Genomic DNA, 25,840 nt, shown 5'->3' on the forward strand with positions numbered 1-25,840 from the left:
AATAATAAAGACCTCGGGAATATCCCGGGGTCTCTTGTTTTGTACACGTAAAAATTCAGAACAATGAAAGTGAGCAAAAGCTTATTTAAAGTTTAATTCGAGCTTAACTTCAAGCATTCCTGCTAAAGTGCGTACTTCTGTGGCTTTGACATAGGAAATAAGCTGCTGTGGGTAGAAACCTAGATCAAAATCTTTTTCCAGCTTGTTGCGGGTCGTATCAGGGAGTTCCAGACCATTAAATACCAATCGATCTACATGAAATAAAATTGCATTTTTCGGTTCATTTTCTACCGTGTAGTGACCTTCTACTCTTAATTTCATCGTTCCCTGTTGACCTTCTACCATAATTCGATCCTGTGCAAATGTAAAGTTGAAGTGATTAAACAATTCATTCTCTGACTTTAAAAAACGGTTAAAGTCCTCTTCGCGAATGCTTATCGTAATCACTTTTCCATTTGTAACCATAGCACCTTGTTGTTGTTGAATGAATTGCGGTAAATCCTGCATAGCTTGAGCTAATGCTTTAAAGTGCTTATTTACCTCGTAGACCCCTACATTCTCCCAATAAGCTGTCATTTCGCCAATGAGCTTGCGTAGGGTATCCGGGTCATTACTGGCGTTAACGCCGTCATTTACACGCGACTGAAGCAGGACAATGCGTTTGCGTTGAGCTAGTAAGTTTGTTTTGACTATCTCCAATTCCATTGAGGCTTGGGTGACTTGTTGTTCTGTTTTTCGCATAGATTGATAATTGGATTCGTATTCTTGAAGCACATCCTGATCGTGACTAATCAATAATAAGTAGTAATCGTACAGAGAGAGAAGCTGCCGTATACTTTTCGCCCCTAGCACTACACTCAACAGCTTGTCCCTTTCTCCCATATAATACGATCGCAGCACAGAACCTGCACGCTTCCGTTGTATGGTCATTTGCTCTTGCTGAACGGTGAGATTACTTCGCAATTCCCGCTGACGCTGCAAAAGAGTCTGCTGCTCTTGACTGATTCGCTCAATTTCATGGTCTATCTCTACAATCGACAGGCTATCTTGTAAAATCTGACTTTCTTCATGGGAGGGAGCGGCCAGAGTAGGACTTACATATATGAAAGTTAGCAACATAATGGTGGTCAGCAGGGTGCTGATTGTGATTTTTACTCGTTTATTCATTTGGTTTCCCCTTTTATGTATTCCCGAAAAAAACTAATAGTAATGTATATGATCCTTTCTGTTTCTTTAACCATTCATTTTATTGTACAGCAGTCTGAGCATGCTTGAAACCCGAAACTGTTTACGTTCACGTATGAGTTCTTGCAGAAATGGAAATACAATTTAGTATCAAATAGATTCTATGAACTCTACGAGAGGCATAGGAATGAATAAACAGCTTTTATACCCTATTCAAATACCGGCAAGATCGGTTCATGAAGACGGTTATTTCAGGATGTTGTTAGGAGGGCTAGAGGCATGACTGCAATAAGACAAGATGCATGGAGTGTGGAAGATGACTTGATATTGGCGGAGGTGACATTGCGGCATATCCGTGAAGGTGGGACGCAGCTCGCTGCGTTTGAGGAGGTTGGTCAAAAAATCGGAAGAACCTCTGCAGCATGTGGCTTTCGTTGGAACAGCTGCGTGCGCAAACGTTATGATGAAGCGATTAGCATTGCCAAAGCACAGCGCCAGAAGCGCAGTTATATCCGTAAGCAGAACCCGGTAGGTGTATCACAGGTTGCGGCTTTTGCCTCGCTTGATACAGTCGAAGGTGGGTACAGAACGGATGGTACGAGTGAGGATACGTTATCTATTGATGCAGTAATTCGCTTTTTGCGTCAATGGAAGGGATCTGTCCAGGAAACGAATCGGCAGATTAAGATGCTGGAGAAAGATTTACGGGAAAAGGAAGACGAATTGAATCAGCTTCGCTCCATTAATGACCGGCTGTCCAAAGAAGTGAATGAGGTGCAAACCGACTATCGTGTTGTGAATGATGATTATAAAGCTCTGATTCAGATTATGGACCGGGCTCGGCGCTTGGCTTTAATCACTGATGATGAGGAAGAGCTTAAATCCAGATTCAAAATGGACGCCAATGGGAATCTGGAGCGCATTGAGTAACAAGATTACTTCTGCAATATTGAAATAAAACGTCAACTAGCGCTTTGCTGTAGTTGGCGTTTTTTGTATTTCTCTAGAGTGCATATGATATAGTAGAAAAAAAGATGGAAGCGAGACGATACAAAGGTGATTGATATTATTGGAGCGGGTTCGCTGGGATTGTTGTTTGCCGGGAGGTTGTCTGCCTCAGGTACAAAAGTAAGGCTGTGGACGCGTACACTTGAGCAGGCACGCATCATTGCTCGTGAAGGGATTACTGTGTTTGATAAGGAGGGACAGACGGCAGTACATGTGTCCGGGAATAAATTGAAGGTAGCGCCATTGGCAGATTGGCAACGGTTAAATTCACAGGCTCCGGCACGATGGATAATGCTTATGACCAAACAGGGGGCGATTGAGGAAGTATTAGAACAGATCCAGCCTGCAGCTCAAATGGATAGAGATACAGGAATTGTTTGCTTGCAGAATGGAATCGGCCATATAGAACGCATTAGAAAGGCTTGGCCTAAAGCTGTAATATACCCTGCTGTGACGACTGAAGGAGCTAAGAGGCAGGGAGTAGCATCTATTGTACATGCAGGATCGGGTGTTACTGAAATAGGATGTTCGGAGGAAGAGGAGGAGTCGAAGAACAATAATTTTAATCAATGTGTGCTAAATCGGCTGGTTGCAGCAGGATTTGACGCTTGCTTGTCGAAAGAAATCGAGAACGGTATGTATCGCAAGTTGTTGATCAATGCTGTGATCAATCCGCTGACGGCGTTATGGCGAGTTCGTAATGGCGAGCTGCTTTCGGACCCTATTCGAATACATATGATGCGCAGGCTGTACGATGAAGGCATTCAAGTGTATGAAGCTCATGGTATCCACTGGGAAAACGCATGGTGGGAGCAAATTATGAATGTATGCCGGGCAACGGCAGAGAATCACTCGTCCATGCTAGCTGATGTACTTGCACAGTCTATGACGGAAGTTGCTTCGATTAACGGACAACTGGTGCAGATGGCAGATCGGGCTGGAGTTACTGCACCAACTCATGAGTTATTGTGGCAATTAATTGAAGGCATGCGGCTAAAAGAGGGGTGATCAGTTGAGTCTTATACAAGGTACTATTATCACTTTCAGTATTCTTCCCTTTTTTCCGTTTTTGATCGTGTTTGTGGTTTGTCGCTACATTCTTAAAATGGAAAAAAAGAAATCGTTACTTACTTCTATGGATATTACCACGTTTTTTCTGATATTTTCCGTCGCAGCACTCTTTAACGTCATTTTTACATCTCGATTCGGTTTTTATTTGATTCTACTGCTCCTATTACTGGCTTTGGGTTTAATTGGAGGAGCTCAAAATCGAATAAAAGGGAAGGTTGATGGTAAAAGATTATGTAGAGCGGTCTGGAGATTAACTTTTATGGCGATGACATTGGCGTATATTTTGTTGACTGTAGTTGGTATATTTAAGAATATATTCAACGCCATGTGATATAAGGTGACATGAAAAGGTGAAAAAATATGAATTAATCATGTTTTTTTGAAAAAAAAGCTCAATTTGAAGAAATGTAATGTAGATTTTTTTGACCGCTGGTTGTATAATCTATAAACATATACCACTTTAGAACTAGGGGGAAAACGCTAGATGAAAAGGAAAAGCTTTTTAGTCCTTTTGACACTCATTCTTGCAGTTGGCGCACTGCTCGCAGGTTGCGGCGGCAAGAACGATACCAATGGTAAGGGCGCACAAGAAAACACCTCGACTACGCCGGCTGCGGCCGACAAGCAAATTTTGCGCATTAACCTTCTTTCCGAACCGCCAACCTTCGATCCGGCACAAGCTCAGGATAGTCAAACTAACACGGTTCTGAAAACTTTGTATGAAGGTCTCGTACGTATGGGTCCTGACGGCAAAGAAATCCCTGGCGTAGCTGAATCTTGGAAAATTTCCGATGACGGCAAAACCTATACGTTCAAGCTTCGTGATACTGCAAAATGGAGTAATGGCGACCCAGTCAAAGCAAGCGACTTCGTATTTGCTTGGCAACGGGTATTGGATCCTTCCACGGCTCCTGCACCTCCATATGCTTACCAATTGTACTATATCAAAAATGCTGAGGGTTACAACCTGAGCACTTCGAAAACTTTTAAAGGCACTAAAGTTACAGACTTTAAAGATGTAGGTGTTAAAGCTGTTGACGATCATACATTGCAAGTAGAGCTGGAGCACCCAACTCCTTACTTCTTGGGATTGACTTCTTTCTACACTTTCTATCCTGTAAATCCTTCTGTTAAAGGTAATGATAAGTGGGCTGTTAAGAAAGATAGCATGATCACTAACGGACCTTTCACATTAACGACTTGGGACAGCGGTCAAAAGATCGAAGTAACCAAGAGTGAAAACTATTGGGGTAAAGATGATATCAAGCTGAACAAAATTACGATGTCCCTTGTAAATAGCGGTGCAACAGAGCTGGCTTCTTATAGAAGTGGACAACTCGATTACGCAGGTATGCCAAACGGTGAAATTCCTACCGACCAAATTCCGGCTGTGAAAAAAGAACTGCCGAATGAATTTGAGGCTAAAGGGATTGCTAGTACGTATTACTATTTGTTTAATGTAACAGAAAAACCATTTAACAATGTTAAAATCCGTAAAGCGTTTGCGATGGCTATTGAACGTCAACCAATCGTTGAAAGAGTAACATTGGGCGGTCAAATTCCTGCATACGGCTTTGTACCTCCAGGTATCAAAGGAGTATCTCAAGAATTCCGTACTGAGAATAAAGATGATTACTTCAAAGAAGACTTCACTGAAGCGAAAAAATTGCTTCAAGAAGGTATGAAGGAAGAAGGCGTAACTACACTTCCTCCGGTAACATTGCTGTATAACTCCAGTGAGGGTCACCAAAAGATTGCTTTGGCAGTTGCTGATATGTGGAAGAAAAACCTTGGCGTTGACATCAAAACCCAAAACCAAGAGTGGGGCGTATTTATCCAAACACGTAACAAGCTGAATTTCCAAATCGCTCGTGGTGGATGGTCTGCTGACTATAATGATCCAATGACATTCCTGGATATGTGGACAACAGGCAACGGCAACAACAATGCAGGTTATGCTAACCCGGCATATGATGCTTTGATTGAAGCAGCTAAGAAAGAAACTGATCCAGCAAAACGCATGGAAGATTTTGCGAAAGCGGAGAAAATTCTGGTTCAAGATGATATGGTAATGCTTCCGATCTACTACTACTCAAATGTTTCTTTAACAAAACCGAATGTAAAAGACATTGGGCTTGACTTTAGTGGAGCAGTTGATTTCACAAGAGCGTATATTACACAGTAACTAAAGCTCGATTCTGAAGTTTGATAGTTACTTCGGGATATATATGTGGATAGAACCATATATATCCCGTTTTTTTTGTGTGTCATGGTCTTTTCCATCATCATGTAACCATGCAAATAAGTAGATTGGACAGTCCAATTCTATTTCGATAAAATCGAATGGTGTCGAAAAAAATTTATGGGGGGTGTAAACGGGCAATGACGCGTTATTTGATCAGTAAATTTTTCTACATGCTGCTATCTTTGTTCATTCTGATCTCTGCGACGTTTTTTCTCATGAAAGCAATTCCGGGTAACCCCTTCATGAGTGAAAAAGCGACTTCTCCTGAGATTCAAGCCCGGTTAATGGAACAATATGGGCTGGATAAGCCTGTATATGTCCAATATTTTAAATACTTAGGTGATATTGCTTCAGGTGATTTTGGTATTTCTATGAAAAAGCTGAATCAAAGTGTAACTGACATTATCGGACAAACGTTTACGGTTTCCCTTAAACTGGGTTTTGTTGCCATAATCGTGTCGATAATTGTCGGTCTCTTGCTAGGTATGCTAGCAGCTTTGTATCATCGTAGGTTAATAGATAACGTTGCAATGGTATTGGCTATCATGGGGATTGCGGTTCCCAGCTTCGTTCTGGCATCCTTGATTCAATTTTTCTTCGCTCAACAGTTAGGTTGGTTTAATGTTATGGGCTTTGACGGTCCGATGGACTACGTTCTGCCTGTTGCAGCTCTATCTGCTTCCCCTATTGCGTTTATCGCTCGACTAACGCGTTCTAGCATGCTGGAAGTGCTTCATGCGGATTACATTAAGACTGCCAAGGCTAAAGGCTTGAAATCCATTACTATTATGTTCAAACACGTTGTGCGTAATGCTATTCTGCCGGTTGTTACCTATGTGGGACCAATGACGGCCAATATTATTACGGGTTCAGTTGTTATTGAACGTATCTTCGGGATTGGCGGTATTGGTAAGGTATTCGTAGATAGTATTACGACCCGCGATTATACCATGATTATGGGAGTTACTATTTTTTACGGTATTTTGCTGATGGTGGCGCGTTTTATTACAGATATTGCATATGGATTTATTGATCCGCGGATTAAGCTTACTGGCGGGAAGGAGGGATAACTTTATGTCTGTTAAAGATAATGCTGTGAACTTGGATAAGCTTCAGGTGAAACCGGAAGATTTCCAGAAGGTCGGGGCGGATGAAAAGCAGTCTGAAGTTATTCAGCGCGAAAGCTTATCCGCTTGGCGAGATGCTTGGGAGCGACTTCGTAAAAACAAACTGGCTATGACAAGCTTGAGTGTTTTGGTTCTCATTGTGCTTGCTTCAATCGTTGGTCCGATGCTGTCCCCATACGATGACCGCACGAATGATTTGTTGAGCACCAATCTTCCTCCTTCGGCGGAACATTGGTTCGGAACAGATGATCTGGGGCGTGATATGTTTGTACGTACTTGGATGGGCGCTCGGATTTCCTTGATTATTGGTTTGGCTGCTGCAATGATTGACTTGATGATTGGAGTTATTTATGGTGGAATTATGGGTTACTTTGGTGGCCGCGTTGATGAAATCATGAATAAATTTTCTGAAATCTTGTACTCCATTCCTTACTTGCTTGTTACGATCCTGTTGCTGGTTGTACTGGAGCCAAGTATCACTACAATTATTATTGCGCTCTGTGTAACAGGGTGGATTAACATGTCGTGGATTGTACGTGGTGAGATGTTACAACTTAAAAACCGAGAATTCGTACTCGCTTCCCGTTCAATGGGTGCAGGTGCTGGTCGTTTGCTGTTCCGTCACTTGTTGCCTAATGCGGTAGGACCGATCATTGTCACACTGACTTTGACAGTTCCAAGTGCTATTTTCTCTGAGGCATTCCTGAGTTTCCTTGGATTAGGGGTACAGGCTCCTCAGGCGTCGCTGGGTTCAATGATTGAATCAGCTCTGACTGGGTGGATGTATTACCCGTGGCGGATGCTTTTCCCAGCAGGTTTGATCAGTTTGATTATGCTTGCGTTCAACCTTTTTGGCGACGGCTTGCGTGATGCGCTTGATCCGAAGTTGAAGAAATAGGAGGTGAGATCATGGTGAGTAGCAACAATTTAATTGAGGTTGAAGGTCTTAAAAAGTATTTTAATGTTGGCAAAAACCGTGTGCTCAAAGCGGTGGACAACCTGAATTTCTATATTCGCGAGGGTGAAACGCTGGGTATGGTTGGCGAATCCGGCTGTGGTAAGTCTACAGCGGGTCGTACGATTTTGCGTTTGTATGAACCTACAGCAGGTAGCGTACGTTTTAACGGTACGGATATTTACAAATTATCACCAAGTAAAATGAAAGCAATGCGCCGTGATATGCAGATGATCTTTCAAGATCCGTATGCATCATTGAACCCGCGTTTTACCGTTTCTGATATTATTGGTGAGGCACTGGATATTCACAATATGGCGGGTAGCCGTGCAGAACGCAAGAAACGGATTGAAGAGTTACTTGATCTGGTTGGTTTGAACCCTGACCATGCAACACGCTATCCGCATGAGTTTTCTGGTGGTCAACGTCAACGGATCGGTATTGCACGTGCACTGGCTGTTAATCCTAAATTCATCATTTGTGATGAGCCGATTTCAGCTCTTGACGTATCTATTCAGGCTCAGGTTGTCAACCTGTTAAAAGAGCTTCAAGAACGTTTGGGTCTGACATACCTATTCATTGCGCATGATCTGTCGATGGTCAAGCACATCAGTGATCGGGTAGCTGTAATGTATATGGGTAGAATGGTTGAGCTTGCAGAAAGTGCTGAGTTGTATGCAAATCCGATCCATCCTTATACGAAAATGCTTTTGTCGGCGATCCCACTTCCTGATCCAGAAGTAGAAGCCAACAAAAAACGGATTATTATGCCAGGCGACCAAGCAGGCCCGATTCATGATGCATCTGGCAGTAAGACAGGGGCTTATAACCTGGAAAATGCCACGCTCATCGAAGTGTCTAAAGGACATTTTGTAGCTGAGCCTTACGCCTGATCTTGTTTTATGCACCAACCGCCGAGTTATTCGGCGGTTTTTTTTGTAGGAAGCTTTGACGTGGACATAGGCTTTCGGTACAATCAAGCAGTAAGGTTTTGGTGGAGACAGGAGGCAGACCCATGAAAATAATTCCGGAAACGCTTCGCGGAGGGTCGGCTTTGGCAGAAGATTATATACAGGGTACAGGACGCGCAAGCGACTTGTATGAATATAATGTGCTGCACGCCGATGCTTATGCCCAACGGGCGAAGTGGCTGGATAAGACGGAGCATCTGCGATTAAACCGTAAGGATGTCGTAGCATGTCTTCGTATATACAATGAGAAATACAATTCGTATGAGGCGGTTCGTGCTTCATTGGACCGTCTGGAAAGTCCAGATGCCTTAGTAGTAGCTGGCGGGCAGCAAAGCGGACTGTTCACAGGTCCGATGCTGGTCATTTACAAAGCTGCTACCCTAATTAAGGCGGCGAGAGAAGCTGAGGAACGTCTTGGACGTCCGGTTATTCCCATCTTCTGGATTGCTGGCGAAGATCATGACTGGGACGAGGTCAATCATACATACGTAATGGCAAATGACCCACAAGCCGTCAAAATCAAGCTGAATAAGCAACCTGAACGCCGTTCTTCGGTTAGTGCCATTAAAGTTGACGCTTTTGAATGGAAGCAAGCGATAGCGGATATAGAGCAAAGCTTGCCAGATTCAGAACATAAGGCTGATATAATGCGCATGATTGAGAACGGGATAACGGATTCATATGGACTGAGTGAAGCCTTTGCCAAGTTGCTGGGCCTTTTGTTCGGCACCTATGGATTAGTACTCTTGGATTCAGCAGATCCTTCGCTACGCAAGCTGGAAGCATCCGTTTTTAAGCGGCTGGTTCAGCACAATGATGAGTTGGAGCAGGCTTATCGGACGGCTGCCACACGGATCGTAGATTATGGATATCATTTACAAGCCGATGTGCATGAAGGTGGCGCGAATCTCTTTTATATCCATGAAGATGAACGCTTGCTGCTTTTCAAAAAAGCTGGACTATTCGCGGATCGACACGGTCTGGTGGCGTTTACTGTGGATGAACTGCTTGAAGAGATAGATAGACATCCCGAACGTTTTAGTAACAATGTGCTAACTCGTCCTCTAATGCAGGATTCACTGTTTCCGGTGCTGGCATCTGTGCTGGGTCTAGGTGAGATTGCTTACTGGGCGATTACACGGGATGCTTTCGGGGTGTTGGAGATGCAGATGCCGATACTGCTGCCACGAATGTCTTTTACGTTGGTAGAGCCAGGTGTGGAGAAGCATATGCTTAAGTATGAATTAAGTTTTGGTCAAGTTAGAGACGGACTTGAGGAACGGAAAAAGCAATGGATTGCCACTCAAGATCAGCTTGGAATGCAGGATCAGTTTTCCGGGGCTAAGGAAGCTTTTGTCCGCATGTACGAACCACTTGTGCAGCAGACAGGTTTGATTGAAAAAGGTTTGCTACGGCTCGGAGAAACCAACCGCGAGAAAATTCTGGCACAGATCGCTTATCTGGAGGCAAAAGTTCAGGAAGCGTTGCTTCGGCAAAATGAAACAGCACTTCGCCAGTGGGATCGTATTGAATGGTCGCTTTTTCCATTTGGACAGCCGCAGGAGCGGGCGTATACGATCTATCATTTTCTAAACCGTCATGGTCTCAGCTTGATTGATACGATTATGAATGTACCATTGGATCTGACGGGTACGCATCGTGTTATTTATGTATGATTGTTATTTTATATAGGATTTATCATGGTGCAAATTTAACCAATATGAAGGAGGAAACAAAGTATGACTTCCCATTCTCTGCAAAATAGCATAGTTCACGATCTTAAATTGGCCCCTGAAGGTCATTTGAAAATTGATTGGGTAGAAGCCCATATGCCGGTATTGAACCGTATACGTCAACAATTCGAGCAAGAGCAGCCTTTTGCTGGTCTGAAGGTAACCATCTGTCTACATTTGGAGGCCAAAACGGCTTACCTGGCTAAAGTGGTACAAGCAGGTGGAGCGCAGGTAACTATTACGGGGAGTAATCCATTGTCTACACAAGATGATGTTTGTGCCGCATTAGTTGAAGATGGCGTTACAGTATTAGCTAAATACAATCCAGACCCAGAAGAATTCAAGAATTTGCAAATCAAGGCACTGGAAACAAAGCCGGATCTCATTATAGATGATGGTGGTGACTTGGTTACTCTGTTGCAATCCGAACGGCCTGATCTGATTTCTACGATCCGTGGGGGAGCAGAGGAGACAACTACTGGCATTATTCGTTTGAAGGCTTTGGAAAAAGAAGGGCAACTTCACTTTCCGATGGTGGCTGTTAATGATGCTTACTGCAAATATTTGTTTGATAACCGCTATGGTACAGGACAGTCAGCTTTCGACGGCATTATTCGTACGACTAATCTGGTTGTAGCAGGAAGTACAGTGGTTGTGGTAGGTTATGGCTGGTGTGGCAAAGGAGTTGCAATGCGTGCGAAAGGGCTGGGAGCCAACGTTGTTGTAACCGAAGTTGATCCGATCAAGGCAGTAGAAGCCCATATGGATGGTTTCCATGTCTTGCCGATGGTAGAGGCTGCCAAACTGGGCGACTTCTTTATTACAGTAACTGGAAACAAGGCTGTAATTACAGGAGAACACTTTGATGTGATGAAGGATGGAGCTGTGCTGTGTAACGCAGGGCATTTTGATGTGGAGGTTAGTAAGCCTGAGCTTGCTAAACGTTCCGAATCCATTCGTACAGTGCGTCGCAATATCGAGGAATATCGCTTTAAAGATGGACGTAAAATGTATTTGCTGGCAGAAGGACGCCTCGTGAATCTGGCTGCTGCTGATGGACATCCTGCGGAAATTATGGATACGACATTTGCGCTTCAGGCGCTTGGCTTGAAATATGTGAATGATCGTTACAATGAGCTAGGCAAAGCCGTTATTAATGTACCTTATGAAATTGATGAGCAGGTAGCTCGATTCAAGCTTGATAGTCTGGGAATCCAAATTGACACGTTAACTGAAGAACAAAAGATCTATTTGGACAGCTGGAACGCGTAATCGGATTTTTCCATCACGATTTTCGCTGTAAAGTGTTGCGTTTTTAATGCAAGTATTTGTTTAGGTTGACATAATGGACAGAGAGTAAGCCCTTTATTCCGTGTTGTTTCGAAACCTGATGCATATTGTCGGGGGACGGCTTCATGGGATAAGGGGCTTTTTTGCATCTTGTGACGCGGGGCTACAATAACAGACATAATGGTATGGATCCGGCTTCTATCACTTTTTGGTAATGAAAAAGAGGTCTTTGATTTTTTAAAGCGAATCTATTATGCTTAGGTGGTGGAAAGTGGGCCAAAGTGGGAGAATGGGGTAAGGGGTGACGAAACCAATGTTTATGGGGGAGTTCCAACATAGCATTGATGAGAAGGGTCGGCTTACTGTACCGGCCAAGTTTCGTGAACTTCTCGGTGCCTCGTTCGTGGTTACCCGCGGGTTGGACCAATGCCTCTTCGTGTATCCCATGGATGAGTGGGCTGTCATGGAGAAAAAACTTAAAGCACTGCCTCTGATGAAGGCCGATGCGCGGGCGTTTACCCGTTTTTTTTTCTCGGGGGCGACTGAATGCGAATTGGACAAACAGGGCAGGGTAAATTTACCGGGGAATTTGTGCGAATACGCCAAGCTCACTAAAGAGTGCGTCGTATTGGGAGTGTCCACCCGTGTAGAGATTTGGAGCAAGCACACTTGGGAGCAATATTTCAACCAATCAGAAGAAGCATTTAACGACATTGCTGAGAAATTGGTTGATTTCAACTTTGAATTGTAATTTAGGAGGTCAGCCGTTTGTTTCACCACATTACCGTACTCAAAGAAGAAGCAACACAGGCACTAAACATCAGGCAGGACGGGATTTATGTGGACTGCACGTTGGGAGGGGCAGGACACAGTTCCGTCATTGCATCACAGCTTGGCCCTGAGGGAAGGCTCATTGCCTTTGATCAGGACGACTGGGCATTGAACAATGCGCGAGAGAAGCTGTCAGCCTATGAAGGCAAGATTTCATTAGTGAAATCCAACTTCCGCCACTTGCAGGACAAGCTGACCGAATTGGGATTGCCCGAGAAAGACGGCGTCCCGCAGGTCCAGGGTATTTTGTTCGATCTGGGTGTGTCCTCGCCCCAGTTCGATGAGGGGGAACGGGGATTTAGCTACAATCATGATGCGCCGCTTGATATGCGGATGGATCAGAGTAGCTCGCTTACGGCTTACGAAATTGTCAATGAATGGTCGGAAGCAGAGATTGCGCGTATTTTGTTTCATTACGGAGAAGAGAAGTTTTCACGGCGGATCGCAAAGATCATGATTGAACGTCGATTGAACAAGCCTATTCACACAACTGGGGAACTTGTCGATATTATCAAAGAAGGAATTCCGGCTGCGGCACGCAGAACCGGGGGACATCCGGCTAAACGCAGTTTCCAGGCTTTGCGGATTGCTGTGAATGATGAGTTGGGTGCACTGGAAGATACTTTGCATCAGGCAGTAAGATGTCTGGCTCCAGGAGGCAGAATTTCGGTCATTACATTCCATTCTCTGGAGGATCGGATATGCAAGCATATTTTCAAGGAGTATTTGGCGAAAAGCATCTATCCATCTGATTTGCCTATTTTGGAAGACAAAATGGAAGGCGATCTGAAGCTGGTGAACCGTAAGCCGATTGTGGCGTCAGAGCAGGAACTGGAGCTTAATCCACGGTCCCGGTCAGCGAAGCTGAGAGTTGCCGAGAAATTGTAAATTTAATGGAGAAGGAGAGGCGACATGGCTTATACACGCGGTAATTTGGCTGTAAAAGAAAGAGCCCGTCAGGAACAGGTTCAGCAACAACGGTATCGTGAGACCACCAAAGTCGTTACACGCCGCAGAGAGCTGCCGATTCGAGAAAAGCTGCTGTATCTATTGACACTTGTAGCGTGCATTGTCATTGCTGGTATGTTGATTAGCAGGTACGCTCACATTTATCAAATCAATTATTCGATTAATACGGCAAGCAAGGACATTTCCAAATTACAGACCAATATCGCCCAACTGAAGATTCAAAAGGAGCGTCTGGAAAATCAGATCGTGCCGACTGCAAAGCAACAGGGATATATCGAACCAACAAGAGAGCCCATTCGTGTGGAAAAGCAGGCTGCCAAATAGTTAAGGGCATAGCATCAAGCTATGCTCTGACGTACATTTTTTTGCAGAGAGGTTTGAGCTATGGTCAAAAGAATAAAGCTTCGCACACTGCTAATAGGGGGATGTATTACCCTCTTTTTTCTTGTTCTGCTACTTAAGGTATTTTGGATTCAAGTTGTGAGCGGGGAGTACTGGCATAACCTGGTAGTTAATCAAGTTGAAAGAGATCAGGTCATTCAGCCCAAGCGTGGAACCATTACGGACCGTAAAGGAAACGTATTGGCTACGGATGCACCGGCTTATACGGTAGTTGTCAATCCTAGCATCATTCAGGAGTATGATTTGGAGAATGAGGTTGTAGCTAAGCTGCACCAGTTACTCAAAACGCCTGAGGATGAGCTGAGAGGACATCTTTCTGCAAAGGATAAAAAGGGGAACTACTTAAAAAATCGCGAGATTCGTAATGGGGGCTGGAAGGTAGACCCTGAGATCAAGGCACAAGTGGATACGTTCAAAGAGTATTTGAAGGATAAGTATGAAGTAATTGGAGCTGTGGACACCGTTCAAGAATCCAAACGCTATTATCCGGAAAATAAGCTGGCTTCCCATGTTCTTGGCTATCAAAGAAAAGATGGCACAGCAGGTATGGGGTTGGAAGCTTATTATAATAAAGAGCTCTCGGGGACGGCTGGAAAGCTTCTGTATCAGCGGGATCGGAAGGGAGTTCCTCTTCAAGGATCTGAAAGTGTCTATGAGCCGGCACAAAATGGTAAAAATTTAAAGCTGACGATTGACGATACAATTCAGTATTATATAGAGGATGCCATGCAGGAAGCTATTGCAAAATACAACCCGAAAACGATGACTGTAGTAGCTGCTGATCCCCAGACGATGGATGTTCTTGGTATGGCAACTTATCCGAATTTTAATCCCAATACATATGGGAGTACACCCTTGGAATATTTCCGTAATAATGCTACTCAATCTATCTACGAGCCTGGCTCCACGTTTAAGATTGTAACCTTGGCAGCTGCGGTTCAAGAAAAGGTGTTCAATCCGAATGAATCTTACCAATCTGGTATGATTCGGGTCGGAGGCTGGGATATTCGTGATGTAAGCCGTAACTGGGGAACGTTAACCTATCTTCAGGGAGTCAAGCGCTCAAGTAACGTTGGTTTCGTCCATCTGGGTTTGGATAAGTTGGGTGGCGAGAGACTGAAGAAATATATTAATAACTTTGGATTCGGCGTGAAAACGGGCATTGATCTTCCAAGTGAGTCTACCGGAGCTATTACGTTCCATACCCAGTACAAATCCGAGGTCGCAACCGCTTCATATGGACACGGACGTGTTCAGGTGACGCCAATCCAGCAGGTAGCTGCCATCTCGGCAATTGCTAACGGGGGGAAGCTGATGCAGCCTCATCTGGTGAAGGAAATCATCAACCCAGATACAGGCGAAGTTCAGACGATTCAACCGAAGGAAGTCCGCCAAGTGATTACTCGGGAATCGGCAGTCCAGACAAGCAGCTATCTAGAGCAGGTCGTATCTGACCAAGAAATTGGTACGGGACGCCTTGCTTATATTGACGGATATCGTGTAGCTGGTAAAACAGGTACGGCGACGAAGGTCGTCGGAAAAGTATATGACCATTCGAAGGATGTCGTGTCCTTTATAGGTTTTGCACCGGTAAATGATCCGAAAATAGCTGTTTTGGTTGTTATGGACGAACCTAACAAATCGGTAGGCGGCGGTACAGCAGCAGCACCTGTATTTAAAAAAATTGTATCCCAATCGTTGCAATATATGGGGGTTCCAAAAACGGGAACTAAAACGAATAAATCAGGTGCCGCTGTTGTAAAAACAGTGAATTTGCCAACGGTACCAACATTAACTGGTCAGGTGAAGAAGGATGCGCAAAATGCTTTGCTCAAACAGGGAATTGCCTATGAAACGGTAGGCAAAGGCTCCAAAATTGTTCGCCAGTATCCTGAAGCAGGCGTCAAAATGAAACCCGGACAACGCATTTACTTGCTGACTGAGGATAGTGCCAACATGACTATTCCTGATTTTACAGGTGTTTCGTTGCGTGACACACTTCAAGTTCTGACCCTTATGAAGGTTGGTGTGCAGGTAAGCGGCGAAGGTTATGTTGTCTCTCAAAAGGCGCAAATGGTAAATGGAAAGCGGATCGTCAGCGTGACGCTTCAGCCGGCCAAAGAAACGGTGACCGGAGTGAAACCGGAGGAAACACAGGACTCGACCAATGAAGTTGCAGCTAACCAGACCGGCAGCGCAACAAAAACGGAGATCGATACTAAAACCGATTCCGGTACTACTGCTGATGCTGGAACAGACTCGGAAGCTCCTAAGGGAGGAATATCTGCTGTTGCAGATGAGGAAAGTGCTGCTGCGATTAAAGGCGAGGATAACTGATAGCTTGTTCTAATGTCCGTTCTTTTGAATATTCATGAGGTAAGACATGTCATGAGTATTTGAGGAACGGAGGGAGCACGTTTGAAAAAATCTAACGTGACCATGCGGCGGAGGCTGGTATGGGGGCTAATGGGATTGTTTGTACTGTTTGCGGCCTTGTCGATCCGGCTCGCCTATGTTCAATTGGGTAAAGGAGGCGAGCTCTCGGCCAAGGCTGAGGATTCGTGGCGCCGCAATATTCCATTTGCCGCCAAGCGTGGCGAAATTTTGGATCGGCAGGGTACGGCGCTGACCTATAATGTCAGTTCGCCGACAGTCATGGCGATACCAGTACAAATTAAGAAGCCGGAAGAAACGGCACGCAGGCTGGCACCCTTGCTGGATATGAGTGAGGATAAAGTGCTCAAGCTGATTACCAAACGAACAGCAAGCCAAAAACTTCAGCCCGGCGGACGAAAAATTACGATGGAGAAAGCGCAGCAAATTCGTGATTTGAAGCTGCCGGGTATCGTTGTTGCTGAAGACAACAAACGTTATTATCCTTATGGTGATCTAGCGGCTCATATTCTTGGGTTTACAGGAATTGATAATCAAGGGCTGACAGGCGTAGAGAAGCAGCAAAACAGTAAGCTTCGGGGAATCGACGGAAGCATTGCGTATTTATCGGATGCAGGTGGTCGTCTAATGCCTGGTTCTTCTGAAAAATACATTGAACCGAAGGATGGACTGAATTTACAATTAACCATTGATAAGTCTGTGCAGTCCATTATGGAACGGGAGCTTGACCAAGCTATGGTCAAATTTCAGGCGAAGTCCGCATTGTCTATAGCTATGAACCCTAAGACGGGTGAAATATTAGGTATGGCTGGACGACCAAGCTATGAGCCAGCGCAATACAAGCAATATGCGCCTGAAATCTATAATCGAAATCTGCCTATCTGGATGACATATGAACCTGGGTCTACTTTCAAAATTATTACACTGGCGGCTGCCTTGGAAGAAAAGAAGGTCAATCTCAAAAATGACCGTTTTTTTGATCCGGGATATATTGAAGTCGGTGGAGCACGACTGCGTTGCTGGAAGAAAGGCGGACATGGAAGCCAAACTTTCCTTCAAGTGGTGGAGAATTCTTGCAACCCCGGTTTTGTAACATTGGGGCAGCGATTAGGTAAAGAAACACTGTTCAAATACATTCGCAATTTTGGCTTCGGCAGCAAAACGGGGATCGACATGATTGGTGAGGGCAACGGTATTTTGTTCAAACTACCTCAGGTCGGTCCTGTAGAGCTGGCGACAACCGCTTTTGGTCAAGGGGTGTCTGTTACTCCGATCCAGCAGGTTACGGCTGTATCAGCGGCAATTAATGGCGGTAATCTTTATAAGCCTCACATTACAAAAGGTTGGGTTCAGCCGGGAACCGGAAAAGTGCTGGAAAAAGTAGAGCCAGAACTGGTACGTAGGGTTATTTCAGAGGAAACCTCCCGACAAGTAAGGGAAGCGCTGGAAAGCGTCGTTGCTAAAGGTACAGGTCGTCCTGCTTTCATTGAAGGCTACCGGGTGGGAGGTAAAACGGGGACAGCACAAAAGGTGATTAACGGGCGTTATTCTTCCTCGGAGCATATTGTATCCTTTATTGGTTTTGCACCGGCGGATGATCCGCAAATCGTCGTCTATACCGCTGTCGATAACCCGAAGGGCATTCAATTTGGCGGGGTGGTTGCTGCGCCAATCGTGCAAAATATTTTAAAGGACGCGCTGATTGCCTTGAAAATACCGCCTCGCACCAATCAAATTGCCAAAGAGTACAAGTATGGAGAAAATCCGATCGAAACGGTACCTGATCTGGTAGGTGCTACTGCAGCTGATTTGTACGAAGATATGAATATGAACTTTATGCTCGTGAAATCTGGGTCAGGCAAGACGGTCGTGAGTCAGGCGCCGAAGCCGGGCTCCAGATTGGAGCGGGGATCAACGATCCGTATTTACATGGGGGATTGATAGGTTCATTTTATACCATACTATGAATAACGAGAGAGCAATGGAGGAATGAAAGATGCAGCTTCAACAATTGGCTTCACTGCTGGCCGTCTCCCGTGTTGTGGGTGACGGTACAGTGGATTGCCGAGGAATCGGGGCGGATTCACGTCGAGTGCAACAGGGAGATTTATTTCTATGTTTGCCAGGTTTTACAGTGGACGGACATGACTATGCTGAGCAGGCAATTGCGTCCGGGGCGGCAGCTTTGGTCGTTGAACGGGAACTGGATGTACCTGTTCCGCAGCTTGTAGTTAAGGATGCACGACATGCCATGGCGGTTTTGGCGGATTATATGTTTGATTCACCGAGCCGACGCATGCGCATGATCGGCATAACCGGAACTAACGGTAAAACAACGATAACTTATCTGATTGAAAAGATCATGAAGGATGCCGGGGTGAACACCGGACTGATTGGTACGATTCAAATGCGTTACGGGGGTCAGTCTTACCCAATGTCTGGTACTACGCCCGAAGCGGTGGAACTGCAACGTTATCTCGGAAATATGGCAGAGCAGGGGGTTCAATGCTGTGTCATGGAAGTATCCTCACATGCGTTGGAGCAGGGCCGCGTCAAAGGAACTGATTTTCGCACTGCTATATTTACAAACCTGACGCAGGACCACCTGGACTACCACAACACAATGGAGGAGTACCGTGCTGCAAAAGGACTTTTGTTCTCTAGGTTGGGAAATGCTTTCTCGCGGGATGCATCAGATAGCAAATATGCTGTTCTGAATGCAGACGATCCGGCTTCTTCCTATTTGCAGGCTCAAACTGCGGCCCAAGTGATTACATACGGCGTAGAAAAGGAGTCTGATGTGCAGGCATCTCGTATCACTATAGGTTCCAAGGGAACCTCCTTCCATGTGTCTACTTTTAAAGGAGATACCGATATTGAGCTTCGAATGGTGGGCAAGTTCAATGTGTACAACGCACTGGCGGCCATTACCGCTGCTTTGCTGGAAGGAATCTCGCTAGTGGATATCAAGCACAGTCTAGAGTCTATCGCAGGCGTAGATGGGCGGGTAGAGCCTGTAGATGCGGGTCAGCCCTTTGCTGTTATTGTAGATTATGCCCATACACCGGACGGATTGGAAAATGTCCTTCGCACCGTAAAGGAATTTGCGGTTGGTAAAGTATGGTGTGTATTTGGATGCGGCGGTGACCGGGATCGTACGAAACGTCCGTTGATGGGGAAAATTGCTGCGCGTTACAGCGATCATTCGTTTATTACTTCCGATAATCCGCGAACAGAGGACCCGAAAGTGATTTTGAAAGACATCGAACAAGGGCTGATTGACGAAGGTGTACCCGCAGAACGATATGAATTGATCGTGGATCGCAGAACTGCAATTCATAAAGCTGTTGAAATGGCAAGCCCTGACGATGTAGTATTGATTGCGGGAAAAGGTCATGAGACTTACCAGTTGATCGGAAAAACGGTGCATGAATTCGATGACCGCATCGTAGCCAAAGAAGCGATAAGGGGTTTATCCAAGTGATGAAAAGAACAATCGGTCAGATTGCATCTATGTGTGGAGGAACACTTCACGGAGAAGCGGACGCCGAACAGATGGTCGAAGGCGTTTTTACAGATTCTCGCAGGCCGCAGAGCCAAGGGTTGTTTGTTCCACTCGTGGGCGAACGGTTTGATGGACATAATTATGTGCAGCAGATCGTAAGCGAGGCAGGTGCAGCTGCATTTTTATGGCAAAAGGACCATGGAGCACCTCCGGCTGAGAACGCTATTGAGGTAGAGGATACGTTAGAAGCCCTTCAGCATCTAGCAGCTGCATACTTACGCGAAATTGGCGTTTCTGTCGTTGGGATCACGGGAAGCAACGGCAAGACGACAACGAAAGACATCGTAAACGCTCTGCTGGGCACGACTTTTAAAGTACACAAAACCGAAGGGAATTATAACAATCATATCGGTTTGCCTTTAACGGTACTGTCCATGCCGCAGGATACAGATATTCTCATTCTGGAGATGGGCATGAGTGGGCGCGGAGAGATTCGTCTGCTGGCTAATATCGCCCAACCAGATGTAGCTATCATAACGAACATAGGCGAATCGCACTTGCTGCAGCTTGGTTCTCGAACGGAAATCGCTCGTGCAAAGTTGGAGATTACAAGTGGCCTTAAGCCTGGTGGCTTGCTGATCTACAATGGGGATGAACCACTGCTTTCACAAGTGTTGGCGGAGTCTGAAACGGTCAAGCCTGAAGGTTTAAAATTGTTTACGTTCGGGCTAGCTACAGGCAACGATGACTATCCGACTGAAATCACTTCGGATGGAGAAGGTAGCTTATTCATAACAGCCCAATCTGGCAAAGAGGCTTTCCGGCTTCCCTTGCTTGGACAGCACAATGTTGTAAATGGTTTGGCAGCACTGGCGGTAGCGCGTCATTTCAATGTCGATGCAGACCATATACGTAAAGGGTTGTCGTCTTTAAAACTGACGGGCATGCGCATTGAGGTCGTGAACTGTCCTAATGGACTTACCGTGCTAAACGACGCTTATAATGCCAGCCCGGCTTCAATGAAGGCTGCCATTCAGACGTTGTCTGCGTATAAAACGGACGGACGTAAAGTCGCGGTGCTTGGTGACATGCTGGAGCTGGGACCTGAGGAAAAGCAATTCCATGAGGAGATTGGAATTTTCGCGGCAAAGCACGACGTAGAGGTACTGTATACCTACGGTGCGTTAGGCACTTCGATTGCGCAGGGTGCGCAAGGGTTGATGCCAACTGCTAACGTGCACGCTTATACAGATAAGCAAGAGCTGATCCAGCATTTGCAGGTTCATCTCCACGCCAATGATATTGTGCTGGTTAAGGCATCCAGAGGGATGCGACTAGAAGAAATTGTGGATGCGCTGAAAAACGGTCCGCTACAGAACTGATGTTGACGAGAGGGAGACTCCCATGGATATTCAATTATTACTGCTGACGATCGTCGTATCGTTTATACTGGCGGTCATTGCCGCTCCACTGCTCATTCCGCTGCTGCGGCGAATGAAATTCGGCCAGCAGGTCCGGGATGACGGGCCACAAAGCCATCTTAAAAAGATAGGTACGCCTACAATGGGCGGTATCGTGATTCTGGTGGCTTTTACGCTGACCTTTCTTAAGTTTTCAGCTATCAAAAATACGGACTTTTACGTTCTGTTGGTTGCTACGCTCGGTTTTGGGCTGATCGGCTTTTTGGACGACTATATCAAAATTGTATTCAAACGCTCGTTAGGTCTGACGGCGCGTCAAAAGCTGTTTGGGCAATTATTGTTCGGCGCAATTATGTGCTGGCTTCTGCTTAGCAATGATCATAGTACTGCGATCGGCATCCCTGGAACGTCATGGTCATTTGATTGGGGCGGCTGGTTTTATTATCCGTTCATCATTATCATGATGCTGGCGATTAGCAATGCTGTCAATTTCACGGATGGGCTGGACGGGCTGCTGTCCGGTACAAGTGCCATTGCCTTTGCTGCTTATGCCATTGTCGCGATTCAGGCGACCTCGCTTCCGGCAGCAGTATGCTCAGCGGCTATGATTGGCGCTGTACTCGGATTTCTTGTATATAATGCTCATCCTGCCAAGGTGTTTATGGGTGATACAGGCTCGCTGGGAATCGGAGGCGCCATAGGTGCCATTGCCATCGTTACGAAAAGCGAAATTTTGTTCCTCATTATCGGTGGTGTATTCGTAATTGAAATGCTGTCCGTAGTCTTGCAAGTAGCTTCCTTTAAAACACGTGGCAAGCGTATTTTCAAAATGAGCCCGATTCATCATCATTTCGAGCTGTCCGGCTGGTCCGAATGGCGCGTAGTCATTACATTCTGGGCTGTAGGACTGCTGTTGGCAGGACTCGGACTTTATCTCAACAAGGGGTTGTAGACAAATGAACCATCCAGACGCATACAGAGATCAGGAAGTCGTCATTATCGGTCTGGCTAAAAGCGGCGTGCAAGTTGCCAAGGTGCTGCACGAGGCCGGAGCCAAGCTGACAGTCAATGATAAAAAAGATAGGGAACAATGTCCCGAAGCTTCTGAATTAGAGGCTTTGGGAATTTCCGTTTTATGCGGGGGTCACCCAGAGGGGCTAATTCATCCTGGAGTGAAGCTGGTTGTCAAAAATCCAGGGATTCCTTATACGGCCCCTCCCGTACAGAAAGCTGTCGAGCTCGGCATTGAGGTCGTGACCGAGGTTGAGGTCGCCTACCATCTATGTAAAGCTCCGATCATCGGAATTACTGGCTCCAACGGAAAGACGACCACGACCACTTGGGTAGGCAAGCTGTTGGAAGCATCCGGCATGAATCCAATCGTGGCTGGTAATATCGGTACGCCCGTATGTGAGGCGGCTGTGGATGCCAAGTCGGACGAGTGGATGGTTGTGGAGCTGAGCAGCTTTCAGTTAAAAGGAACAAAAGATTTCAAGCCCACTGTGGCCTGCCTGCTCAATGTAGCTGAGACCCATTTGGACTACCACGGAGGCATGGAGGACTACGTTGCATCCAAGGCGCGTCTATTTGCCAATCAAACGGCAGCGGATACTGCGGTGGTGAACTGGGATGACCCCGTCTGCCGGGAGCTCGTACCCTATATAAAAGCGAAGCTGCTTCCGTTCTCTATGACAGAACGTTTACAGGAAGGGTTGTTCGCTGACCCGCCATACATACCGGATGTGACGGATGATATTGAACGTAGCATCGTATACCGCGATGGAAATGGTGTGCTGCATCCCATTATAGGCGTAGCTGAGATTGGACTTCCGGGTCGTTTTAACGTAGAAAATGCTCTTGCTGCTTGCGCAATCGCCATTGCTGCAGGCGCAGAACCAACGAATTTGGCGGAACCATTAAGTACTTTTCGCGGCGTCGAACATCGGCTCGAATATGTTTTAGAACACGCTGGTGTAGCTTATTACAATAATTCCAAAGCAACCAATTCGAAAGCAACAATGATGGCCTTATCTTCCTTTAAGCAACCGATTGTACTCATTGCCGGAGGATTGGATCGCGGCTCTGATTATACAGAGCTCGTACCTTCCTTGCAGGAAGGTGTGAAAGCCGTTGTGCTCTTGGGTGAGACACGGCATAAGCTGGCTGAGCGGGCCCATCAGGCTGGAATAGAGCATGTCAAGGTCGTCGATAATGGGGAGGATGCCGCCGCTACGCTCGTGGAGGCTGTGAACAAGGCTGCTGAATTTGCTGAGACGGGAGATGTAGTATTACTCTCACCCGCCTGTGCAAGCTGGGATATGTTCCGATCCTATGAAGAGCGTGGACGTATTTTTAAAGAGGCGGCGCATAAATTGTAAGTAGGGGGGTTGGATAAGCCCCTACTTTTATGCAAGGGGTGGCCTCCTGATGAAGCAATCTCGTCCAGCGCCGGATCTATGGCTTTTCGTTTGTATTGTAAGCTTATTAGCCATCGGCATGGTTATGGTATACAGTGCGGGCGCCGTCCTCGCTTTTCACGAGTACGGGGACTCCTACTATTTTGTAAAGCGGCAATTGCTGTTTGCAGGGCTCGGCCTTGTAGCGATGTACTTTACTGCCAGAACGGACTACCGGATCTGGCAGAAATATGCCAAGGTCGTGTTGTTGATCTGTCTAGCGCTACTGGTTGCCGTATTAATTCCCGGCATTGGTGTAGTAAGAGGCGGGGCACGAAGCTGGCTCGGTATTAGCTCTTTCGGCATTCAGCCTTCCGAGTTTATGAAGCTGGGTATGATTCTTTTTCTCGCTCGTTGGCTCAGTCGTCCTGACTATGATATTAGCTCTTTTACGCGCGGCCTGTTGCCCCCGCTTGGACTCATGGGACTGGCTTTTGGGCTTATTATGCTCCAGCCCGATTTGGGCACAGGCACGGTAATGATGGGAGCGTCCATGCTCATCGTATTTACGGCAGGCGCGCGTATGAAGCATCTCGGTCTGCTGGCTTTGTCGGGAGCAGCAGGGTTTGCTGCACTGATTGCAGCTGCGCCTTATCGACTCCAGCGCATCACCGCTTTTCTGGACCCTTGGTCCGATCCGCTTGGCGCAGGCTATCAAATTATTCAATCGCTGTATGCGATTGGTCCTGGCGGGCTGGCGGGCTTGGGACTCGGCATGAGTCGACAAAAATATAGTTACGTTCCTGAGCCGCAAACTGATTTTATTTTTTCCATTTTGGCGGAGGAGCTTGGCTTTATCGGTGGAATGACGGTGCTGGGGCTCTTTTTGGTTCTCGTATGGAGAGGAATGCGTGTCGCTATAACTATTCCGGATACCTATGGCAGTTTGCTTGCGGTGGGTATTGTCGCAATGGTCGCCGTACAGGTCGTCATTAATATTGGTGTCGTTATCGGTTTAATGCCGGTGACAGGAATAACACTGCCCTTAATCAGCTATGGAGGTTCTTCTCTGACCTTAATGCTAACAGCTCTGGGCATTTTACTAAATTTATCACGTTATGCGAGGTGAACGTTTATGCGCGTCGTGTTGAGCGGCGGCGGCACCGGAGGGCATATTTATCCGGCGCTAGCCGTAGCCAGACAGTGCGAAGAGATTGATCCGGACGCTGAATTTTTATATATTGGCGGTCAACGAGGACTCGAAAGTAAGTTGGTTCCTCAGGAAAAAATTCCATTTGAGGCTATTGATATCACAGGATTTCGCCGCAGCTTGTCTGTGGAAAATATAAAAACGATCATGCGCTTTTTCAAAGGGGTTCGCAGATCCAAAGCATTATTAAAGAAATTTAAGCCAGATGTCGTTATTGGCACTGGGGGATATGTATGCGGACCCGTCGTTTATGCAGCTTCCAAGTTGGGAATTCCCAGCATTATTCATGAGCAAAATGCAATTCCAGGGTTGACTAATACATTTCTGAGTCGCTATGTGGATACAGTGGCTGTTAGCTTTGAAGGCTCAGAAGGAGCTTTCCCCAAAGCTAAAAATGTACTGTACACTGGGAACCCGCGTGCTACAACAGTTCGTTTGGCTAACCGGGATCGGGGATTTGCTACAATTGGGGTTCCGATGAACAGTTCGGTCGTCCTTGTGGTCGGTGGCAGCAGGGGAGCGAAGGCCATTAATGACGCCATGATTGCAATGGCTCCGCAACTTTCGCAACTGAAAGACGTCCATTTTGTATATGTAACCGGTGAATCTTATTATGAGCAAACGCTGGATAGCATACGGAATCAGATCGGCTCATTGCCCAATCATCTACATGTGCTTCCCTATATTCACAATATGCCAGAGGTGCTGGCTTGTACCTCTTTAATTGTTAATCGCGCAGGTGCGTCCTTCTTGGCAGAGATCACATCGTTGGGCATTCCGTCCATTCTGATCCCATCACCTAATGTGACGAATAACCATCAGGAGGCTAATGCTCGTACACTTGAAAAGGCAGGCGCATCCGTCATGATTGTAGAAAAGGAACTGAGTGGCCCGGCCCTGTTTCAATCTATAGCGGGAATTATGAAGGATGAGGCACGACGAAGTCGCATGGCAGAGTCGGCGTCTGCGCTCGGCAAGCCTGACTCAGCAGATATTTTAGTAAAAGAAATGGAACGTCTTGCCCATAAAAGGTAGTCTGCAGCGCAGAATTGGGCGGTTGTCACACACCGGATGGTATTTACATAGGATACCCTATAGATTGTGACCATCACTCAGGCTGCCGGTTG

21 protein-coding genes are annotated in these 25,840 nt (G+C 46.1%); 20 read left to right on the forward strand and 1 reads right to left on the reverse strand.

Annotation, left to right across the window (positions count from 1 at the left end; all coding sequences use genetic code 11):
* Positions 1 to 81: 81 nt before the first annotated feature.
* Positions 82 to 1,167 (reverse strand): hypothetical protein, encoded by a 1,086-nt coding sequence (locus ACL9RM_RS11390; RefSeq protein WP_250268836.1) that lies wholly within the window; start codon positions 1,165 to 1,167, stop codon positions 82 to 84.
* A 297-nt stretch (positions 1,168 to 1,464) separates the two neighbouring features.
* On the opposite strand from ACL9RM_RS11390, the gene ACL9RM_RS11395 reads away from it, so the two are divergent.
* From ACL9RM_RS11395 to murG, 20 genes are all read left to right on the forward strand, one after another.
* On the forward strand, positions 1,465 to 2,115 hold the full coding sequence (locus tag ACL9RM_RS11395) for an RsfA family transcriptional regulator (protein WP_250268835.1): 651 nt from the start codon (positions 1,465 to 1,467) through the stop codon (positions 2,113 to 2,115).
* A 126-nt stretch (positions 2,116 to 2,241) separates the two neighbouring features.
* Positions 2,242 to 3,201 carry a ketopantoate reductase family protein gene (locus tag ACL9RM_RS11400; RefSeq protein ID WP_250268834.1) on the forward strand — a complete coding sequence of 320 codons (960 nt, stop codon included), beginning with the start codon at positions 2,242 to 2,244 and terminating at the stop codon, positions 3,199 to 3,201.
* 4 nt (positions 3,202 to 3,205) lie between these two features.
* Positions 3,206 to 3,595 carry a DUF3397 domain-containing protein gene (locus tag ACL9RM_RS11405; RefSeq protein ID WP_250268833.1) on the forward strand — a complete coding sequence of 130 codons (390 nt, stop codon included), beginning with the start codon at positions 3,206 to 3,208 and terminating at the stop codon, positions 3,593 to 3,595.
* 153 nt (positions 3,596 to 3,748) lie between these two features.
* Positions 3,749 to 5,449: a peptide ABC transporter substrate-binding protein gene (locus ACL9RM_RS11410; protein ID WP_250268832.1), complete on the forward strand. Its 1,701-nt coding sequence runs from the start codon at positions 3,749 to 3,751 to the stop codon at positions 5,447 to 5,449.
* A gap of 197 nt (positions 5,450 to 5,646) precedes the next feature.
* Positions 5,647 to 6,579, forward strand: coding sequence for an ABC transporter permease (locus tag ACL9RM_RS11415; protein ID WP_023989458.1), 933 nt, complete (start codon positions 5,647 to 5,649; stop codon positions 6,577 to 6,579).
* A 4-nt stretch (positions 6,580 to 6,583) separates the two neighbouring features.
* Complete coding sequence (locus ACL9RM_RS11420; RefSeq protein ID WP_013311103.1) at positions 6,584 to 7,534, forward strand: ABC transporter permease; 951 nt, start codon at positions 6,584 to 6,586, stop codon at positions 7,532 to 7,534.
* Between the two features lie 11 nt (positions 7,535 to 7,545).
* A complete protein-coding gene (locus tag ACL9RM_RS11425) occupies positions 7,546 to 8,484 on the forward strand; it encodes an ABC transporter ATP-binding protein (RefSeq protein ID WP_013311102.1) in 939 nt (312 codons plus the stop codon).
* Positions 8,485 to 8,606: 122 nt separating this feature from the next.
* A complete protein-coding gene (gene bshC / locus ACL9RM_RS11430) occupies positions 8,607 to 10,238 on the forward strand; it encodes a bacillithiol biosynthesis cysteine-adding enzyme BshC (RefSeq protein ID WP_250268831.1) in 1,632 nt (543 codons plus the stop codon).
* 63 nt (positions 10,239 to 10,301) lie between these two features.
* Positions 10,302 to 11,567: an adenosylhomocysteinase gene (locus tag ACL9RM_RS11435; protein WP_165178386.1), complete on the forward strand. Its 1,266-nt coding sequence runs from the start codon at positions 10,302 to 10,304 to the stop codon at positions 11,565 to 11,567.
* A gap of 331 nt (positions 11,568 to 11,898) precedes the next feature.
* Complete coding sequence (mraZ, locus tag ACL9RM_RS11440; protein WP_013311099.1) at positions 11,899 to 12,336, forward strand: division/cell wall cluster transcriptional repressor MraZ; 438 nt, start codon at positions 11,899 to 11,901, stop codon at positions 12,334 to 12,336.
* 17 nt (positions 12,337 to 12,353) lie between these two features.
* Positions 12,354 to 13,304, forward strand: coding sequence for a 16S rRNA (cytosine(1402)-N(4))-methyltransferase RsmH (gene rsmH, locus ACL9RM_RS11445; RefSeq protein ID WP_061828520.1), 951 nt, complete (start codon positions 12,354 to 12,356; stop codon positions 13,302 to 13,304).
* A gap of 24 nt (positions 13,305 to 13,328) precedes the next feature.
* The gene (locus ACL9RM_RS11450; RefSeq protein WP_025721604.1) at positions 13,329 to 13,709 is read left to right on the forward strand and encodes a hypothetical protein; all 381 of its coding nucleotides are present in this window, start codon (positions 13,329 to 13,331) and stop codon (positions 13,707 to 13,709) included.
* Between the two features lie 60 nt (positions 13,710 to 13,769).
* Positions 13,770 to 16,124, forward strand: a complete 2,355-nt coding sequence (locus ACL9RM_RS11455) for a penicillin-binding transpeptidase domain-containing protein (RefSeq protein WP_250268830.1) — start codon at positions 13,770 to 13,772, stop codon at positions 16,122 to 16,124.
* A gap of 81 nt (positions 16,125 to 16,205) precedes the next feature.
* On the forward strand, positions 16,206 to 18,122 hold the full coding sequence (locus tag ACL9RM_RS11460; protein WP_069289990.1) for a stage V sporulation protein D: 1,917 nt from the start codon (positions 16,206 to 16,208) through the stop codon (positions 18,120 to 18,122).
* Positions 18,123 to 18,177: 55 nt separating this feature from the next.
* On the forward strand, positions 18,178 to 19,665 hold the full coding sequence (locus tag ACL9RM_RS11465) for a UDP-N-acetylmuramoyl-L-alanyl-D-glutamate--2,6-diaminopimelate ligase (RefSeq protein ID WP_250268829.1): 1,488 nt from the start codon (positions 18,178 to 18,180) through the stop codon (positions 19,663 to 19,665).
* The gene (locus tag ACL9RM_RS11470) at positions 19,665 to 21,068 is read left to right on the forward strand and encodes a UDP-N-acetylmuramoyl-tripeptide--D-alanyl-D-alanine ligase (RefSeq protein ID WP_235309863.1); all 1,404 of its coding nucleotides are present in this window, start codon (positions 19,665 to 19,667) and stop codon (positions 21,066 to 21,068) included. Before ACL9RM_RS11465 ends, ACL9RM_RS11470 begins: the two co-directional genes overlap by 1 nt.
* 22 nt (positions 21,069 to 21,090) lie before the next feature.
* Complete coding sequence (gene mraY / locus ACL9RM_RS11475) at positions 21,091 to 22,059, forward strand: phospho-N-acetylmuramoyl-pentapeptide-transferase (protein WP_013311092.1); 969 nt, start codon at positions 21,091 to 21,093, stop codon at positions 22,057 to 22,059.
* Between the two features lie 4 nt (positions 22,060 to 22,063).
* Positions 22,064 to 23,485, forward strand: coding sequence for a UDP-N-acetylmuramoyl-L-alanine--D-glutamate ligase (gene murD, locus ACL9RM_RS11480; protein WP_250268828.1), 1,422 nt, complete (start codon positions 22,064 to 22,066; stop codon positions 23,483 to 23,485).
* Between the two features lie 49 nt (positions 23,486 to 23,534).
* On the forward strand, positions 23,535 to 24,632 hold the full coding sequence (gene spoVE, locus ACL9RM_RS11485) for a stage V sporulation protein E (RefSeq protein ID WP_061828513.1): 1,098 nt from the start codon (positions 23,535 to 23,537) through the stop codon (positions 24,630 to 24,632).
* 6 nt (positions 24,633 to 24,638) lie between these two features.
* Entirely contained in the window at positions 24,639 to 25,748 is a 1,110-nt protein-coding gene (murG, locus tag ACL9RM_RS11490; protein ID WP_061828512.1) for an undecaprenyldiphospho-muramoylpentapeptide beta-N-acetylglucosaminyltransferase, read from the forward strand.
* Positions 25,749 to 25,840: the final 92 nt, after the last annotated feature.

Origin of the sequence: Paenibacillus sp. S29 (genome assembly GCF_049319765.1) — a bacterium.
In the GTDB taxonomy this organism is placed as follows: domain Bacteria; phylum Bacillota; class Bacilli; order Paenibacillales; family Paenibacillaceae; genus Paenibacillus; species Paenibacillus polymyxa_B.